This is a genomic window from Limnoraphis robusta CS-951, assembly GCF_000972705.2.
In genome coordinates this window covers 1-15738 of sequence record NZ_LATL02000309.1, presented here as the reverse complement: position 1 = coordinate 15738, position 15738 = coordinate 1, and the positions used below count along the sequence as shown (strand labels likewise).

Below are 15738 nucleotides of genomic sequence, written 5' to 3'. Positions count from 1 at the left end.
CCTGCGAATAACAATCCCCTAACCATTCAGTCTCTTTTTCTTTTTTGAGTTTTGGCAACAAAGAATTCAGTCCAGACTGAGACAAGCCAAAGCCTGTTGCTTTATAGGTTTCAATACATTGATTCAACCCATAATTCCACCACCAACGCGCACATCCAAAGTGTTGAGCTAACACCTGGATTTGCTCGTCCGTAGGGTATAGACTGACTTTTACCGCTTGTCGCTTCATCTAAACTCCTCCAAATATCGACCTATTACTATTATATATATATTACAGTAACGTTATTCTGCAAATATTTGGCGACTCCTGATATATCTCTTTCCTCGCCTTACGGCATTGGTCGGAGATACAATCGTCGCCGCCCGCCTTATATCCCGCCACTGATTCGGAGTACCGAATTCAGTGGGGGACTTACGGCGAATCAGTTAACTCTTGCTTGAACTTGAACGGCTATTTCTCAGTCTCCGGGTTGGGTAGGGGAGACCGACTCTTGTCTTGAACTCCTGCCCCGATATACCTTGTTCAGCTAAAAATTAGCATTGCAGCAACAATTCTCTGAAAATCTACCCTGAGATGGATCAGAAACTTTACACAAGTTAATAAAATATTAACCTAAATTTTCCCTCAAAAAAAGATAAGTAAATTTAAAGTAATCAGTCGGCTTTATATAAAAATCCTTTTCTGTTCGGTAGAATCCCTGAATACTATAAGTAATATTTATAATATTAGTTATTTTAATCTACCTCTTGCAGAGGCTGATACAGGTTGTTAAATCCCTGTTATCACTCCGGTAGAAGTCTTGACTATCAAGTTTTTCGGGGTTCTGTTGTCCGGGGTCTAGAGGTTTAATGATTTTCAGATATCCGGAAAAAGAGTTCAGAATGGTGATGATCTTTGTAGCAAATTAAGGTTATACTGTGCCAACATTGAGACACCAAAACCTTAAGATTATGTTACATTTTTTGAATAAATCTTAGGTGTGGTGATGGGAGGGCAGATATGTTTCTCAGACTAGCAGAACAACACCGTAAATTTGTACAGGATCTCGTGATGAGTCTCCAAGCTCTGGCCACTGTGTTAGAGCGTCAAGGCTATTTAGCATCTTGCTATACCTGTGGGGGCCAAATGAATAGCGCCTCCTTCATGGTCAGCCTGGGAGAAAATCATCTGATTCGTTTCCTGGTATCAGATTACGGAATTACTTGGACTGAAATGCGAGATGATCGCGAATTGATGAAGTTAGAAGGAGCTGAAGCGATTAATCAATTACAAGAACTGGCTAACCTAGTCAAGTACAAGGTCGAACCGTCTGTAACGTTATCGAAGCTGGCTTAAAGGTCTGATCTCTGGCGAGTCGCTTGCTCGTATCTACCTGTAGACTAGACAGTGCCGACACTTCTAGGAACAAACAGGAAGTATTTGGAGCGCGATTGGCTGGCTAATTCAGAGCAGAGCAGCAATGCTCAAGGCTACGACCCAGTTAATCGGTCAATACAATTTTGTTAGTGGTGTTACACCTCTCCAAATGTTAATCTGGAAGAAGTGACACTGCCCTAGATCTCTCTGCCTGACGGATGAATCGGGCAGTTACGGCAGTGTTAATTATCAGAAAAAGGCGTATATGGCAATAGCATTGGAGTCTGACTGGAAACACCTGTTTGTTGAGACCAATAACATTCGTTTACATTCGGTAACTCAAGGTGAAGGAGAACTGGTGATCCTCCTGCATGGTTTCCCAGAATTTTGGTACTCTTGGCGTTATCAAATTCCGGCACTCGCTCGTTATTATAAAGTCGTTGTTCCCGATTTGCGCGGTTATAACGACTCTGACAAGCCGGAGACGGGTTATGACTTAGATACCCTCAGTGCCGATATTCAGGGCTTGATTGAGCGCTTAGGCTACGCTAAGGCGCATATTGTCGGACATGACTGGGGGGGTACGATTGCATGGCACATGGCTCAGAAATTTCCCCAGTATGTCAACCGTTTGGCGATTTTAAACGCTCCTCCTCCTCATCGCTTTGTCCAGGAGTTGATGAGTAATTTAGACCAACTGCGGCGGAGTTGGTTTGTTTTGGCGTTTCAAGTTCCCAACCTACCAGAATGGTTAATTCAACAAAATTTAAATAACTTTGTGATCGATTTGCTACGGGGTCAAGCGATTCGTAAAGGTGCTTTTAGCGCAGAAGAAACAAAAATTTATCAAGCCGCTTTAGAAAAACCGGGTGTAATTACCTCAGCGATGAAATACTATCGTCAACTCTTGTGGCCACCCAACTGGCTTTCTAGCACAATGCGATCGCCTGAAAAAGTTGAATCCCCGACTCTGGTCTTATGGGGAAAAGAAGATGCGTTTTTTAGTCATAAACTTCTAGAGGGTTTAGACCGATTAATCGCCGCACCTTTTAAACTCGAATTAGTCGAAGATTGTGGTCACTGGATTCAACAGGAAGTTCCCCAAACCGTTAACCGAGAACTGTTAAAGTTTTTGCGAGACTAGAGAACTCGTTAATTTAGGAGGAGTTCCATGTTAGAGGCGACAGTTGTGAGACGAAATCTTCAGCGATTTTTGCTCCCGATGGTCGTCTCAATCATCATATTACCCATCAAGGGTCAGAGTCAACCCCCAATCTGTAATTCTCAGCAACTCGAAGACGCTCTAAGACGCTTCCCAATGGCTCCTGGTCAACATTCTACTTTAACAGATGGAGAAATTGGCGATCGCAAAACTTCAGACCATCAAAATTATCAAATAAGAGGGAGCGACTTGCTCCCAGAAAATTTTTCGTGCTTTAGTCGCCTGACGGCTCATTCTTCTGTTTTACAGCAACTCAACGCAATTGTTCAACTCAAAGGACTAAATTTTCCTCCTCCTCGCACTCAAGGACAAGCTAGCATTCCCTTACAGCGCTTAGAAGGAAGTCAGGTTTTCACCCTTCAACTGACTCTCAAAGACAAATCAGGCGATTTTCTGCTAGACACTGGTGCGTCTACAACCATGATTTCAACCCCAATGGTTCAGCAGTTGCAGTTAGTCGGAGAAAAAATAGCAAATGAACAGTTAACCTCAGCCGTCGCAGGCGATGATTGTCCTGAAATGAGTGCGACTGTACATCAACTCCCGACTATCACAGTTGATGGGGTGCGTGTTGAAGAATTGAGAGGTTTAGAGTTTAAAAATACTCTGATTCCCGATGAACTTGCGGGAGTATTAGGAATGGATTTTTTACGACACTTTGACCTAAACTTAAACCCCAAAACGCCACAACTTAAACTGCTTCCGCCGTCTCAACTCCATTCACCCCAAATTCAACAATCCATTCCCTTACAAAGTCGCTTAGGAGTGATGTTAGCAGAAATAGAAATCAATGGTCAAGGGCCGTTTACCTTTATGTTAGATACAGGAGCCGATACCATTTTTATCTCTCCATCCCTTGCTAATAAATTACAACTCGATCAAGCTTCTCGTCAAGAGATACAAGTCATCGGGTTTTGTGGGTTAGAAATAGCTGAACGTTCGACATTAGAACAGGTCAAAATTCAACACCATCAGCAAAATAATCTAGAAGCAGTGATTTTATCTTCTCCTTCGGTATTAGATTTATTAGAAGTTGATGGAATATTAGGACAAAGTTTTTTCAATCACTACGAACAATATTGGCGGTTTAGTTCAACGGATGAGTCTAACAACTTTGACGGCAGTTTGATGTTATCACCAATTGATTAAAAAACGCAAAAACTGAACTTTTGACTGAAGATAAAAAGCCTCACCTTAAATTCTCCTTCCAAAAGGATAAATTTCGCCGATTTCCTCGTTACAAAGAAACGAGTATAACGTATTTATCACTACCTTATCTATCAAGCGGAACTAATCAAACTAATCATCTGATCGCAAATCTGATTCCACACTTCGGGCTGCGATAGCACCTTGAGCTACTGCTGTTGCAACACAGGGGTCTCTATAATTTGTCACATCTCCTGCGGCATAAACATTTGGAATTGATGTCCGCAGAAATCTATCAGTTGTAATATACTCACCTTGATTTAGTTCTAAACAACCTATCCCTCCTCGATCGAATAGTTTAATTATATCCTCTACATTGGGTGCAAAACCCAGTCGAAAACAAATATAGTTGACAAGTACCTCTTCCTCTGGCTGATTTTCTACTTTAAAAGTGATAGAAATATTATCTCCTTGTAATTTAAATCTCTGAATAAATGCTGGTTTGTGTAGAGTTATTTTACCAGATTTAATCTGGTCACAAACAGCTTTTTGGTTCATGCTAAACCCTTGAAATTGAGAACGAACAAATAAGTGAATATGTTGAGCAGTATCTGTCAGTATACTTGCTGTTCCGAGTCCGTTATCACCACCCCCTACTACCGCAACTTTCTGTCCGTGAACTATAGGAACAGCACCCGGATTAAAACAGACATTTGGTGACGATAATAACTCCTGACTGCCTGCAATTGATTCTATACTTTCGTATCCTTTAAACCTTTGACCTGTAGCAATAACTATAGATTTTGCGGTTATTTCATGTTTGTCAGTAAAAATCTGGAAATTATTTCCAGGAGTAATGCGTTTGACTTGAGAATTGAAGAGTGTAGGTATAACTTCTAACTCAATATGTCTGTTAAATTGTTTGGCTAATTCCATTCCTGTCTGTCCTGGTACTCCCAAATACCATTTGTTGTGAAATGGACTAATTGTTTGTAAGCCTCCAAGTTTTTTGCTTTTTTCAATTAAAATTGGGGAAAATTTGAGATGTTTCAACCATAAAGCGCAAGACATACCAGCAGGTCCACCACCTATCACTGTGACAACTTTGTTCATAGAGTTAAATCTCCTTTTACTGTGGTTTGAATCATTTTAATTTTACAGTAATAAAAAATTACTTTTTTCTTTTGAATAAACACATTGGCTAGTGCAAGTTTCATCAATTCTCACTGCTACAAGTCCAGGAATTTGATCTTCTAGTTGTTCATAAATCCATTTGGCGATCGCTTCACTTGTAGGATTAGCTAAACCTGTAGTTTCATTTAAGTGATAGTGGTCTAAATAATCATCTAGCAGAGGTTTGAGATATTTTTTGATATCTTCATAATCCATAATCATATCCTGCTTTGCACCAGCATCTATCAATTTATTACCAGAAACGTAGATGACACCACGCCAAGAATGACCGTGCAATCTGGCACATTTACCATCGTGATTAGGTAGTTGGTGGGAAGCTTCAAATTTAAATTCTTTGCCTATAATCCAACTTTCCGAATTAGATTTTATTTCCTCCTTTTCTGTATTTGATGTCATTTTGATTCCTTGTGCAAATAATCAATAATATATATTGTCGAAAATCGGGATAAAAAAATTATAATTACAAACTCCAGCCTCCTGATACTTCCAATACTTGCCCTGTAATATAATCAGAATCAGGGTTAATCAAAAACCAAACTGCATGGTTTATTTCTTGTAAAGTTGCTGGACGTTTAGCAGGTAGTTTAGGAATCATTTCCTCTATGTCAAAAGAATTCTCGACTATTCCTGGCGACACTACGTTAACAGTAATTTTGTCTTTAATTAGCTCTTGAGCCAAGGATTTAGTATAAATGATAATACCAGTTTTGGCAATTATATAAGCTGTACTCATCTGGCGGGATACCACATTTTGGCCACCAGCACAAGCAAAATTGACTATGCGGGCCCCATTAGCTGCTGTGAGATAGGGAAGTGCTGCTTTGGTAATATAGAAAGTGGCATTGAGGTTAGAATCAATAACATCATGCCACTCCTCTACAGATATTTGACTGGTGGGTTTTCCCAGAAAATTGCCCACGTTATTAACCAATACTGATAAGCCTCCGAGTTTTTCGGCTGTATTTTATACTAAAGATTTAGCTTGTTTGGGTTTGGTAATATCTGCTTGTAGGGCAATAGATTTTACTCCGTGGGTGGCTGCTTCTCGACTTCCTTGGTTGGCTGCATCTGCACTGCGGTTATAGTGAAATGCCACATCAAATCCCCTACTGGCTAAATCGAGAGCGATCGCCCTACCTATTCCTCTTGCTGAACCTGTTACGAGGGCTTTTTTGAGCATTGTCTTTAAGAACTAGATTTAATCACCAGACATATTTTGATAGTAGGTAAGGTAGCGGGGAAAAAATCCCCCACGATACTGAAAACTGACTGCTGATTTTTCGGGAACCCTGTGCTGATTGCCGATCGCTATTTCAAATTAATTCAGGAAATTAACCTCCTGAAATAGATTGATATAGATGCTTTAAACGATGAAAATCTTCTCGCCCAACTAAATATTGCCAATCCGTATATGCTACTTCTAGATGTCTCATTCCAGAGCTTGGGTCAAACTTCTTTCTGCCATGCAATACTCGGAAGTTTTCTACTAACAAACAATCTCCCGCTTCCAGACGAAACCAATATTGATAAGCCGGATTTTTGAGGTAGTGAAAGAAAGCATTATATGCTTCATAAAATTTCTCTACTCGATCAAACGGAAGTTGAGAACCAAAATTCTTGTGAGAGAAATATATTGAAATAACTAAGCCATCTTTATCAAGTTCAATTATAGGGGTTGTGTGAGATACATAATATTCCCATTGCGGATAAAACTGCTCAAATTTGACAGGCACTTGAGTCAAAATTTCAAAATATTCAGGGTGATGCTGTTGGAAATCTCTGGCAACTCTAAACCCATCAAGCAGTACCGACTCACCCCCAGTAGCCAAATTTTCCACACAATATAGCAGTTGCACTAAAGGAGGTGTAGAAATATAAGTGGTATCAGTATGAGGCAACAACTCATTACCCTCAGCAGATAGGGATAAATCTGTAGCTTTTGGATTTGCTTTGACTGTAGAGTAGGGTCCATTTTTCGCTAAATAGTATGTCGGTCCAATACTCGCGAGAAAGTTATTTAAATCTTCCAATCGAAAGTTTTTGATTACAGTAAAGCCTAAAGTCAAAAGCTGATTTGTCCAAGTTTGGCGATTCTCAGACTGAGCATCAACCCATGTTGGCGGATGTGCATCCAGCCAAGCTTTATCCCACAAAATCCTTTCCCTAGTGGGTTTAACTTCTTGGTTTCCATCATAAGCATGACTCATTAACCAATCGATGGGAAAGATACTGCGATGGGATGGGTTTTCATCCCAATCTACGAGCAATTTTTCATCGGTTAATTCTACATTCAGAGGTTTTGGAGATGGGTTATTAGCCATATATTCTGAAATGTCATGCTTTTTCTGCCAAGAGGTAGGATAATAACATTTAGGGCAGAGACAATTATCCCGCAACCAGATATAGTGATAGCGTTTTCCATGTACTGTTAGATAGGGATAATTTGTGATGACTTTAGCCATTGTCTTTAATCTTTAATAAGTAGGAAAGTAATTGAATGGGTAGGCAATCCCAACAGTAATTAAAAACCACAAATTCAGTAATTGAGTGGGGTTGCGAAACCCATTTATTCATCTGCTAAATGAACCTGAAAATAGTTAAGCCCAAGGCTGACGGCTAAAAATTGACTCTAGCATAGGTCGAAAATCTGACAAAGGCATGGTGTCATAATCAGGGTCAAAAGAGACTTGATCCCAGCGATCGCAAAAAATTACTGTCCGCTCAAAAGCAGGATGGTCTTTAAACTGATCTCGTTCGTTTCGATCCAGACCCATAAAGTGGAAATAGTGGTAGCCCAGGAAAATCCTATGATTTTCTATCATCCAGACATTTTCTGGAGATACATAGGGTCGTAAAATAGCTGCTGCTAATTCTCCATGATTATAGGGAGCCAAATCGTCACCAATATCGTGCAACAATGCACAGACAACTGTTTCCTCATCTGCTCCATCGCGGAACGCTCGTGTTGCGGTTTGGAGGCAGTGTTCTAAGCGGTTTACTTGACTTCCCATAATGTGTTCCTGTAAACCTAAGAGAGTTTTACAAATCCTATCTACCAGACCATTACCAACCTCTTCAACACTTTGATTTGTTAACTCCCACTGTTCTAAAGTGAGGTTGTCTAATCTTGTATATCCAATTACAGTCATAATCTTGTTCTAATTAATAATCCACAACTAACTCAAGTATAAATGTTTAAACTGCCGAAAATTCTCTTTTGCAGTAAAGTAATCCCAAGCGACATAAGAAACCTCTAAATGTCTTGGCCCAGAATTAGCATCGAAAGCTGTTCTGCCATGTAATACTCGGAAGTTTTGCACCATCAGACAATCTCCAGCCTCCGAGCGGAAGCGATATTGATAATCAGGACTTTTTAAATAACGGAAAAATGCACTGTAAGCTTCATAGAATTTTTCCATTTTGTCAAAAGGTATATCCCAGTTGCAGGCGTGGGAGTGACCGAAGTAGACCCCTGTAACTTGCCCTTTGAAGTCTAATTCTATGATTTGGCGACTGCGACGGTGATAATATTCCCACTCGGTATAAAACTGCTGAAACTGGGCGGGAGTTTCTACCAAAATTTGAAAGTAGTCTGGATGATGCTTTTTAAAATCTTGGGCAACCCGAAATCCATCTACCAGTATTGACTCTCCTCCTGTTGCTTTGTTTTCCACAAAGTAGAGAAACTGAAGTAGGTGGGAAGCATACATATAACTTTCGTAATCAGTGTGAGGTGGTAGAGCGTAGCCAGTCTCGGATATATCATTAGCTCCAGGCTTAGATTTTACCGTGTAGAATCGCCCTCCTTCTGTATAATGAATTGGTCCGATAGAACTGATAAAATTATCTAACTCTGCCAATGGCATATTTTTAATCACTGCAAAACCCAAGGTGTAGAGTTGGTTAACCCAAGCTTGGCTACTGCATGAATAAAAATCATGTTTTTCTGGGGGTTGTGCTTTTATCCATGCACTATCCCACAGAATCTCTTGTTGTTTACGCAGTTCAATTTTACTATGAAAATCACCTCTTCCGGCTGATTCGTCATAAGCATGACTCATCAACCAAGAGATGGGAAATATGCTGCGATGAGGTGGGTTTTCATCCCAGTCAATTATTAATTCGTCATTTGTTAACTCTACATTTAGAGGCTTTGGCGTTTCTGTCAACTCGGAAATGTCATAGATTTTTTGGAAAGAAGTCGGATGGCGACATTCCTGAGTTAGACAGTTATCACGCAACCAGATATAGTGAAAGCGTTTGCCTCCGACTGTGATCGATGAATTATTTTCCATAGTTTAAGTCTTGAATTTCTTGATATAGCAGTAGTTAGTAGTCAGTAGTCAGGACAGAGGGATGGTAATTTTAAATTTCTCTTTCCGACTCTCTACTCCCCACTCCCTAGCAATATATAGGTGGGGTATTTACCCACCCATAATTTTAGACTATGTTAGACTGTGTGATTTTCCAGGGTTTAATTTTACTTGTTTCCCATCATTTTTTCCAGGTATTCAGATGTCTGACCTTCTGGAATTCCTGGCAAAGAGTGAAATTCAACACTTCCTTGATTTGGAGTTAGAGTTTGATAGAGAAGTTCTTGACAATGATTATTTTCATCAGCCACGACTATTTTCGCCTCGTGTCCATTTTTTAAGATTTCGGAGCGATCGCATTGTTCGTTTGCCCAAATAATTAGTAAATCACCTTTCTGACAGAGCAGCGCTCCCCCACCATTTGGACAAACCATGCCCGAACCTGCTTCACCTGGTAAAACATAGGTTGACCAACGGTTGCCATTATTGACATTGACGATTTCTACTTCTTCTAAAGGTAACATTCCTACCTTTTCTAGCAAGTCTGAGTCTATGGTTACACTGCCAACATAGTCACGCTTTGCCTCTGTTACCTTGACCCGATGAAGTTTAGCGTGCATCAGTTTGATTATACCCATTATTTTCCTTTTTGATTTATTTGTACAGTTAGAGTTTTTGGAAAACCAGAATATACATTGGTTCTGTCTCAAAGATCTTGAACTGTTCTCGGCTAATTAAATTCCAAGACAACTCTTTCAGTACCTCGTGTAAAGACTCAGTGTCATTATAATAATCAACTCGCACTGTTAGTATGAAATATCCACCTGTTTTCAATAACCTGGATAGACTTTTCAACGCACGAGGATGAGCATGACCAAAGGTGAACACACCTACTGCCAAGATTGCATCATAGCTGGCTGCGGATGCGAAGGCTAGGGGTGCTTCGAGGTTTCCTTGGTAAAGATCGGTGTAAACCAGCTTTTTCCTGGCTGCTTCCAGCATTTCTTCCGAGAGGTCAACCCCTACAATGTTGGTATATCCCAATTTTGCTAAAGCTTCACCCACCATACCTGTACCCGCCCCTGCATCTAGGATAGTGACATCCTGATTTGGCAATACTTTTGCTAAGGCGTTAGCTGATTGTATTGGGGAACAACGATAGGATTTGTCTAGTTCAGTGTCGTAGACGGCAGCCCAGGCATTATATTTCTGCTCTAAGCTATATCGATTGCTGTTTTGGTAAATCCAGGAAAGGCGATCGCTGACTTTTTCACATAAGTAAAAGCTCCATCCTAATTGATGAGTTTGAATAGCCTCGCACATTTTATCATAAGCTGCACTCAGTTCTGGATATTGATCTAAAGCCAACTGGGATAGTAATTCATAGCTCTTGTGTAGGTTTTCGCTCAAGTCTTTAGTTGCCAACACCATAAACCCTAACTGGGTGAGGAAATCTTTGTAGGAGTCTAGGCTAAATATTGGTTCAAACAGCAATCGATCGTAGACGTATTTGCGGGCCATTTCGTTGATTTCCTGTGTGGGTGTCACTAGGTCATCGAATATGAATGTCCCCCCTTCCTCAAGAACTCGGTGAATTTCTTGTAGGGCAAGATGGCGATCATGAACGTGGTACAATGCTGCCTGGCTCCAAACATGGCTAAAGCTTCCCGACTCATCAGGCAGGTTAGTTGCTGATGCTTTTTTAAACTCCAACTTTAGTGATGGATGTTGTTGTGCTTTAGCTTTAGCATTCTCAATCCGGACACTACTAATATCGACTCCCACTACTTGGCATCCTGTCTGTTGGGATAGCCAAATTGCTGTGTTGCCGTTACCACAACCAAGGTCTAGCACTCGCGAATCTTTTGTTATCCCACTCTGGGAGAGCATATATTCGTTCCAGCGTTTACAAGCTGTGATAAAGTCTTCAGTTTTGGCTTCAGTTAAGTTCTCAAAGTAGCCCCAGTGTAAACTGCCTTCTGAGTCCCAAAAACTTCTATACAGGCTATCTTCACTATCATAAAAGGCTTCTGTATCAGCCTCGGAAAATTTTCTTTGTTTCATAAGGAAAGGAGATGATTCTTCAAGCAAGAATTTGCTAGTTAATCTGATTGTTAATCTTGAGAGTTGGAGTTAATATTATTGCGGTTTGAGACTTGATAGTATCTGCAATTAACCCTGTGAATATATATTACATTCAACTACCTACACTAAACTCATAGTTTCTAAAACAGCTTTAATTTTAGCAACTTCATGAGTTCTGAGCAAATCGCTTTTTCCTAATGCTGCAAACACTGCCGTGAAAACTTGAGCGCTTCTAACTTCTTCCCCAAAAACTTCTAAGGCAGTGGGGATTTGATTGAAAAGTGGAAACCCTAATTTCCTCAGTCTAAAAGCACTTAAAAGACTTCTAATTTGATATCCAATTCTAGTTGACACATATTCATATTTGTAGTAGAAATTTGTGTACCCCAGACCTAAAGCTGGGTCTATAAAAATTTTTCTGACTCCTAGTTTAGTGGCTTTTTCTATCTCCTTTCCAAAATAATCGTAGACTAAATCTATTGGGTCTTTAGCTAAAGAAAAGTCGAAATCTCCCACATCTCTAGCGTTTTTTCCTTGAAGGTAACAGATAATAATTGCTGCATCGAAATCAGCTACAGCTCGATACATTTCTTCGCTATTTTCAGTGCCAGTAAAGTTGATCACATTTGCCCCGGCTTTTAAACAAATTCTTGCTACTTCTGGGTAATAGGTTTCAACGGAAGTCAATATACCTTCTTTACTGAAAGTTTCAAGAATAGGTACCAGTTGACTTTTTTGTTGAAATTCATCAGCCCTTTGTGTGTTTTTTGTAGTAGCCTCAGTGCCAATATCAATGATATCTGCACCTTGAGCTGTGAGAACTTTACCGCGACGAATGGCTTGTTCGGAAGTGTAACAGATAGTGTGATTAAACCAAGAATCTACGGAAAGATTGACGATTCCTAAAATGGCTGTTTGAGAATTAAAGTTAAATTTTTTATTTCCAATCGTTAATTCTTGAACTTGAGCATTGTAGTCATCTTTATGTTTGTCATAGATTTCGTAAATATCTGCGAGAGTAAGCATTTTTCAACTCCTGTAATCCAAAATAACTAATTTTAAGTCCGGCAAAAATTACCCCAATAACTGCCATTTCTAGGGAATAGTCGTTATTAGGTATTCTCCTTGTGAGGGAGCAGGGCTGTTTCATTCTCGGTTCAAAAATGCGATCGCCAAATCTTAGAAGCCTTTCTCTGTAAAGAAAAGGAGGATTATTTCAACAGTTTTGAGATTTTCTGTTTAAATAGAGCCTAAAACTTGCCCCCCATCAAAGGTTTAGCGATACGCCTGACGGCACGCTGCGCGATCGCCAAAAATTAGAATGAAACAGCCCTGCCCCAAGGGGGGGCCTTGGCAAGATTATGGTTGCGTACCATGCCCTTTACGTTGAGATTTTCAGCAATTATCACTGGGTTCTCGTTGACAATTTGGCGAGACAATTTATGCAAAAAATCTGGCCTGGCGTTGCTGACTTTCTCATACGCTCTTGCTACTAACCTACGTGCTTTATTCCTAGAGTTAGATGCTTTTTGCTTGCGGGATAACTTCTGTTGTTTCCGTTTTAAGTTGTGTTCATGTTTCTTGAAGTAACGAGGGTTATCATATTTAGACCCCTCACTTGTAATTAGGAAGTGAGTCAGTCCCAAGTCTAACCCTATAGCTTTACCCTGAGCAGAAATCTGGGGTTCAATATCCTTACTCTCAAACAGAATAGAAGCATAATACTTCTCGGTTTTAGTCTTAGTTATTGTAACTGTTTTAATGTTCCCGTCAAAGGTTCTGTGAATATTTGCTTTAATCTTGCCAATCACAGGGAAACTCAAACAGTTTTCAATAATCTTGACGTTCTGGGGATATTGAATTGACTGCTTACTATGCTTACTCTTGAAGTTAGGGTACTTAGCCCGTCCCTCAAAGAAGTTGACAAAAGCTCTAGAAAGATTCAAAACAGACTGCTGTAAACACTGTGAATAGGTTTCTTTTAACCAGACTGTTTCTTCTTTCTTTTTAAGAACTGGTAGCTGCTTTTTTAGCTGCATTCCTGAGATACCCTTGCCTGTTTCTTTGTAGGCTTGGTTGTTTAGCTCTAGACAGTAATTCCACACCCAACGTACAGAGCCAAACGCTTTTGCAAGGGCTTGTTTCTGGTCATCCGTTGGATATAGTCTGACTTTTGCTACGTTTCTCATTGAACAACTTAGAGCGAATGTACTTGATTATAACGAAATTGCCGAGAAATTAGAGATCTTGTCGGCGATTCATCTCACTCTGACACTTCGTTTTCAGGTGTGTGGCTTCTCGCCGCAGAAGCTAAAATCTAGGGATCAAAACCCACCACTACAACCTCCAACCTCCAGCAACTTCCAAAACTTGTCCGGTGATGTAATCTGCTTCTGGGCCGATAAAAAAGCCAACTGCATTGCTGATATCTTGTAAGGTTGCGGGTCGTTTAGCTGGCAGGATAGGGATAGTTTCTTCTAAACCAACAGAATTTTCTGCCACTCCTGGAGAAACTACATTGGCGGTAATGTTGTCCTTAATTAACTCCTTAGCCAGTGACTTAGTATAGATAATAATACCAGTTTTTGCAATTCTATAAACTGTTTGTTCCTCAGATGCCATCAGATGTTGGGCGCCGGAACAGGCAAAGTTGACAATACGTCCCCAACCTGCTGTCTTGAGAAACGGAATTGTTGCTTGAGTAACATAAAAGGTGGCATTGAGGTTTGAATCTAGCATTTGATGCCACTCTTCTATAGATATTTGGCTGGTGGGTTTTTCCAAATAGTTGCCCACGTTATTGACAACTACTGATAAGCCTCCGAGTTTTTCGGCTGCTGTTTCTACTAGAGACTTCGCTTGCTCTGGTTTGGTAATATCTGCTTGCAGGGCAATAGATTTTATTCCGTGGGTGGCTGCTTCTTGACTCCCTTGTTTGGCTGCTTCGGCACTATTATTATAATGAAAGGCGACATCAAATCCTTTACTTGCCAGGTCTAGTGCGATCGCCCGTCCTATTCCCACCGCCGATCCTGTTACCAGCGCCTTTTTCAACACGCTCTTCTCTCCTCCCAGCCGTCATAATTATCAATCATCTTTTCCATATAGTCGGCAATCAATACGCGGGTATAACTATTGAGAGGATAAGACATTGCCTTTTCGGGTGCCACCCAAGCCCATTCGACAATTTCTTCGTTGGGCGTAATCATTTCACTAGCTGAGATAGCCTCACCTTTACTGCTCTGAGCATTTCACTCAAACAATGGTTTACGACCAAAAATTCTATCACAAGTTTTCTGTTTGTGTCTATGTCTATAAGGATGTTCTTCGGACGTTATATTGTTAGTCAAAATTCATCCCCACCCCGTAAACTGAGAGTGGGGACTTCTTTTGACACTTTTGTTAAATATTCCTATCCCATTTTACCAGATGACGATCGCAGGAGCTAAAAACTGGAGTTTAGACTCACCTAACCATAGGACTTGTCCCCTAGTTCATCTGGATGAGAGAATCACTAACGACGGATTGTACTTCTTGACAGTTTCTTCAAGCTTTAGTCTAAACTCCAATTTTTTCAAGCGAAAACGTTATTGAGGATAATGGGTTATGGAAAGTATTTTCAATGATGGGTTTCAACCTCTTACCTGTGATCAGGATGTTTTGTTGTTTGGAAAGGATACATTTACTGTTGGACAGTTTAAGGAGTTGGTTTTAAGACAAGTTAATAATAAAGTCTATTATTCCGTATCTGGTTATTCTGAGTCTAGATATTCTAATTCTAGACATTATTTAATTATTCAACAACTCAATGAAGCATACAGTGTTGAAAATAAGGTGGAAATTCCCATCTCTGAGAATTACTGGGTTTCATGTAGTGGTAATATTGAATGTCAACTTCTAAAAATTGGTTCTATAGGTTGGAAAAATGGAAAACTCAGAATTAGAACAAAAGTTACTTTTTTTCCTGATGAATATATTGGAAAATCATATAACCATGTTCAACAATGGGATTATCTCAAAACCGAGATTCAAGTTGAACTAGAATTCTCTCCCGATGAACCCAACGAATACCAATCACCTCTTGATAAACTTCGACAACTTGAATCAGATTTACAAAAAGAATAGAGAAATCAAACGAATCTTTGTGTCTTAGTGTCTTTGTGGTAAATCCCCCGAACTTTCAAAAGATAAAACCTCCCCAAACCCAACACAAAAGAATCTTTGTGTCTTAGTGTCTTTGTGGTAAATCCCCCGAACTTTCAAAAGATAAAACCTCCCCAAACCCAACACAAAAAAATCTTTGTGTCTTAGTGTCTTTGTGGTAAATCCCCCGAACTTTCAAAAGATAAAACCTCCCCAAACCCAACACAAAAGAATCTTTGTGTCTTAGTGTCTTTGTGGTAAATCCCCCGAACTTTCAA

At 40.0% G+C, this 15738-nt stretch carries 16 protein-coding genes and 1 pseudogene; 4 read left to right on the top strand and 13 right to left on the bottom strand.

The genetic code is table 11. From position 1 onward, the window contains the following. On the bottom strand, window positions 1-229 hold a 229-nt coding region (locus WN50_RS26150; protein ID WP_049561243.1), incomplete at its 3' end, for a helix-turn-helix domain-containing protein. A 771-nt stretch (window positions 230-1000) separates the two neighbouring features. Here WN50_RS26150 and WN50_RS26145 point away from each other — a divergent pair. The 3 genes from WN50_RS26145 to WN50_RS26135 all read left to right on the top strand — a co-directional run bounded on the left by WN50_RS26145 (window position 1001) and on the right by WN50_RS26135 (window position 3728). Beyond that, window positions 1001-1336, top strand: a complete 336-nt coding sequence (locus WN50_RS26145; protein WP_046279808.1) for a DUF1815 family protein — start codon at window positions 1001-1003, stop codon at window positions 1334-1336. 286 nt (window positions 1337-1622) lie between these two features. After that, window positions 1623-2501: an alpha/beta fold hydrolase gene (locus tag WN50_RS26140; protein WP_046279807.1), complete on the top strand. Its 879-nt coding sequence runs from the start codon at window positions 1623-1625 to the stop codon at window positions 2499-2501. A gap of 27 nt (window positions 2502-2528) precedes the next feature. Further along, window positions 2529-3728, top strand: coding sequence for a retropepsin-like aspartic protease (locus WN50_RS26135; protein WP_046279806.1), 1200 nt, complete (start codon window positions 2529-2531; stop codon window positions 3726-3728). A 150-nt stretch (window positions 3729-3878) separates the two neighbouring features. Here the strand turns inward: WN50_RS26135 and WN50_RS26130 are convergent, their stop codons facing one another. The 12 genes and pseudogenes from WN50_RS26130 to WN50_RS34890 all read right to left on the bottom strand — a co-directional run bounded on the left by WN50_RS26130 (window position 3879) and on the right by WN50_RS34890 (window position 14526). Then, window positions 3879-4838, bottom strand: a complete 960-nt coding sequence (locus WN50_RS26130; RefSeq protein ID WP_046279805.1) for an NAD(P)/FAD-dependent oxidoreductase — start codon at window positions 4836-4838, stop codon at window positions 3879-3881. Window positions 4839-4880: 42 nt separating this feature from the next. Beyond that, on the bottom strand, window positions 4881-5315 hold the full coding sequence (gene queD / locus WN50_RS26125) for a 6-carboxytetrahydropterin synthase QueD (RefSeq protein ID WP_046279804.1): 435 nt from the start codon (window positions 5313-5315) through the stop codon (window positions 4881-4883). A 64-nt stretch (window positions 5316-5379) separates the two neighbouring features. Then, window positions 5380-6099: pseudogene (gene tmpR / locus WN50_RS26120) on the bottom strand (bifunctional dihydropteridine reductase/dihydrofolate reductase TmpR). Between the two features lie 151 nt (window positions 6100-6250). Further along, entirely contained in the window at window positions 6251-7381 is a 1131-nt protein-coding gene (locus tag WN50_RS26115; RefSeq protein ID WP_046279803.1) for a TauD/TfdA family dioxygenase, read from the bottom strand. A 135-nt stretch (window positions 7382-7516) separates the two neighbouring features. Further along, the gene (locus tag WN50_RS26110; protein ID WP_046279802.1) at window positions 7517-8068 is read right to left on the bottom strand and encodes an HD domain-containing protein; all 552 of its coding nucleotides are present in this window, start codon (window positions 8066-8068) and stop codon (window positions 7517-7519) included. A gap of 27 nt (window positions 8069-8095) precedes the next feature. Then, window positions 8096-9214, bottom strand: a complete 1119-nt coding sequence (locus tag WN50_RS26105) for a TauD/TfdA family dioxygenase (RefSeq protein ID WP_046279801.1) — start codon at window positions 9212-9214, stop codon at window positions 8096-8098. 185 nt (window positions 9215-9399) lie between these two features. After that, entirely contained in the window at window positions 9400-9870 is a 471-nt protein-coding gene (gene panD / locus WN50_RS26100) for an aspartate 1-decarboxylase (protein WP_046279800.1), read from the bottom strand. 28 nt (window positions 9871-9898) lie between these two features. Further along, window positions 9899-11296, bottom strand: coding sequence for a methyltransferase domain-containing protein (locus tag WN50_RS26095; protein ID WP_046279799.1), 1398 nt, complete (start codon window positions 11294-11296; stop codon window positions 9899-9901). A 141-nt stretch (window positions 11297-11437) separates the two neighbouring features. Next, window positions 11438-12343 carry a dihydropteroate synthase gene (locus WN50_RS26090; RefSeq protein WP_046279798.1) on the bottom strand — a complete coding sequence of 302 codons (906 nt, stop codon included), beginning with the start codon at window positions 12341-12343 and terminating at the stop codon, window positions 11438-11440. Between the two features lie 290 nt (window positions 12344-12633). Beyond that, window positions 12634-13506 (bottom strand): RNA-guided endonuclease InsQ/TnpB family protein, encoded by an 873-nt coding sequence (locus WN50_RS26085; RefSeq protein WP_235441135.1) that lies wholly within the window; start codon window positions 13504-13506, stop codon window positions 12634-12636. A gap of 148 nt (window positions 13507-13654) precedes the next feature. Then, complete coding sequence (gene tmpR / locus WN50_RS26080) at window positions 13655-14374, bottom strand: bifunctional dihydropteridine reductase/dihydrofolate reductase TmpR (protein ID WP_046279797.1); 720 nt, start codon at window positions 14372-14374, stop codon at window positions 13655-13657. Continuing rightward, window positions 14368-14526, bottom strand: coding sequence for an NUDIX hydrolase (locus tag WN50_RS34890; protein WP_160315444.1), 159 nt, complete (start codon window positions 14524-14526; stop codon window positions 14368-14370). The genes tmpR (WN50_RS26080) and WN50_RS34890 overlap by 7 nt, the downstream gene beginning before the upstream one ends. 397 nt (window positions 14527-14923) lie before the next feature. Here WN50_RS34890 and WN50_RS26075 point away from each other — a divergent pair, with 397 nt between their 5' ends. Then, the gene (locus WN50_RS26075) at window positions 14924-15442 is read left to right on the top strand and encodes a KGK domain-containing protein (RefSeq protein WP_046279796.1); all 519 of its coding nucleotides are present in this window, start codon (window positions 14924-14926) and stop codon (window positions 15440-15442) included. Window positions 15443-15738: the final 296 nt, after the last annotated feature.

What these genes read in the sequence shown, in the direction of transcription:
- WN50_RS26075 (WP_046279796.1), top strand. Translation starts at nt 14,924, where the DNA reads ATGGAAAGTATTTTCAATGATGGGTTTCAACCTCTTACCTGTGATCAG.
- WN50_RS26140 (WP_046279807.1), top strand. Translation starts at nt 1,623, where the DNA reads ATGGCAATAGCATTGGAGTCTGACTGGAAACACCTGTTTGTTGAGACC.
- WN50_RS34890 (WP_160315444.1), bottom strand. Translation starts at nt 14,526, where the DNA reads ATGATTACGCCCAACGAAGAAATTGTCGAATGGGCTTGGGTGGCACCC.
- WN50_RS26115 (WP_046279803.1), bottom strand. Translation starts at nt 7,381, where the DNA reads ATGGCTAAAGTCATCACAAATTATCCCTATCTAACAGTACATGGAAAA.
- WN50_RS26105 (WP_046279801.1), bottom strand. Translation starts at nt 9,214, where the DNA reads ATGGAAAATAATTCATCGATCACAGTCGGAGGCAAACGCTTTCACTAT.
- WN50_RS26110 (WP_046279802.1), bottom strand. Translation starts at nt 8,068, where the DNA reads ATGACTGTAATTGGATATACAAGATTAGACAACCTCACTTTAGAACAG.
- WN50_RS26130 (WP_046279805.1), bottom strand. Translation starts at nt 4,838, where the DNA reads ATGAACAAAGTTGTCACAGTGATAGGTGGTGGACCTGCTGGTATGTCT.
- panD (WP_046279800.1), bottom strand. Translation starts at nt 9,870, where the DNA reads ATGGGTATAATCAAACTGATGCACGCTAAACTTCATCGGGTCAAGGTA.
- WN50_RS26090 (WP_046279798.1), bottom strand. Translation starts at nt 12,343, where the DNA reads ATGCTTACTCTCGCAGATATTTACGAAATCTATGACAAACATAAAGAT.
- WN50_RS26145 (WP_046279808.1), top strand. Translation starts at nt 1,001, where the DNA reads ATGTTTCTCAGACTAGCAGAACAACACCGTAAATTTGTACAGGATCTC.
- WN50_RS26095 (WP_046279799.1), bottom strand. Translation starts at nt 11,296, where the DNA reads ATGAAACAAAGAAAATTTTCCGAGGCTGATACAGAAGCCTTTTATGAT.
- WN50_RS26135 (WP_046279806.1), top strand. Translation starts at nt 2,529, where the DNA reads ATGTTAGAGGCGACAGTTGTGAGACGAAATCTTCAGCGATTTTTGCTC.
- queD (WP_046279804.1), bottom strand. Translation starts at nt 5,315, where the DNA reads ATGACATCAAATACAGAAAAGGAGGAAATAAAATCTAATTCGGAAAGT.
- WN50_RS26085 (WP_235441135.1), bottom strand. Translation starts at nt 13,506, where the DNA reads ATGAGAAACGTAGCAAAAGTCAGACTATATCCAACGGATGACCAGAAA.